The sequence below is a fragment of the Rhizobium sp. 18055 genome (assembly GCF_902706285.1).
Lineage (GTDB): Bacteria > Pseudomonadota > Alphaproteobacteria > Rhizobiales > Rhizobiaceae > Rhizobium.
The window spans coordinates 1-1,139 of sequence record NZ_CACSKD010000054.1; the positions used below are offsets into that span (position 1 = coordinate 1).

The window sequence follows — 1,139 nt, forward strand, 5'->3', positions numbered from 1 at the left end:
TGTGAGTAGGACATGGCCCGGAGAAGCCAAAAGTTCCCATTTTTGCATTTCTACCTCTTAATCCTTGTGGAAAAAGTGAAACCACCTTCGTTTTCGAAGCTCAGTTTCAATTCTTAGTAACTCTCTCTGGCGAGCGAGTTTGTTTGCACTAAGTTCTAGTTCAGCTGTACGTGCTGCAATATTTTTTTCTAAGGCACTTGCCTCATCGACTAAACCTTGGATTCTTTTTTCAATCTCCTCTAGTCTTTCACTGCTACTCGAAAGGAGTTTCTCTCCATCCTCGCGAAGAGAAACACGGAGCGCATCGACCATCTTGGGAAGCAGCTCTGCGATAACTAGCGCGTCTCGGTTGGCGGCAGTTACTTTCTCTGCTGCTGTCTCAATTTGATCCGCCAGTTGGCCCACGTCGCGCATCGCGGCGGACAGCGCAGTGGGCCAAGCGCGCCGAAAATCATCAGCGCGCAGGCCCTCATCCATTTTCTTGGCCTTCGAAGAGGGGGATTGATTCGAAAACCTTTTTGATATTGCGCGAAGCAAAGCGGCTCAGATCGTAAAGAACGATCTCTTGCCCAAGTTTGGCAAGACCTTCGTCGTCTCCTGCTTTACGCAACTCAGCCTTCTTGGCAGTGAAGTTGATCTTGTTATTAATCACATCAAAGATCGAGCGCTCATCGTTTTTAAGGATCTCGAAGGCCTCCGTGGAAAGAATCGCTTGCTCAGGGACAAAAAAACCAAACTGGCGTGCCTTGTAAATGAGCGCGAAGTCACTTTCAAATGACTCGGGGTCAGTGACGTTGTTTGGGAGAAGCACAATCTTTTCAGGCTCTATGCCGAGGTCCTTAAGAGATTGAGCTGTGCGCAGCGAGTCAGTGATTTGTTTAGTGGAGGGGGTAACTGGAATCACCCAGCAATCGATGAGTTCAGTTGTTGAAGCCAACTCATCAAAAGTGGAGATCATATTTTTGGCGTTGGATCCGCCAATGTCAATTACAAAACTTTCCGATTCATCGGCGGTGTTGAGTTCGCCTGCAAGCTTCTTAAACTTGGCCGAGCTAATTTCAAGGTCAGGGGTGCCATCTCCCGCATTACTGTCTTCGATGCTGATGCGCTTAGCCTTGAGCAATGGCGCAAACATATGC

Annotated in this window: 2 protein-coding genes; both read right to left on the reverse strand. The window is 48.3% G+C overall.

Going from position 1 to position 1,139, the window contains the following annotated elements; all coding sequences use genetic code 11:
- Positions 1-57 precede the first annotated feature (57 nt).
- A complete protein-coding gene (locus GVL52_RS27830; RefSeq protein ID WP_160012640.1) occupies positions 58-477 on the reverse strand; it encodes a hypothetical protein in 420 nt (139 codons plus the stop codon).
- Positions 470-1,139: hypothetical protein (locus GVL52_RS27835; protein WP_160012641.1), on the reverse strand; the 670-nt coding region annotated here is incomplete at its 5' end. The genes GVL52_RS27835 and GVL52_RS27830, both read right to left, overlap by 8 nt.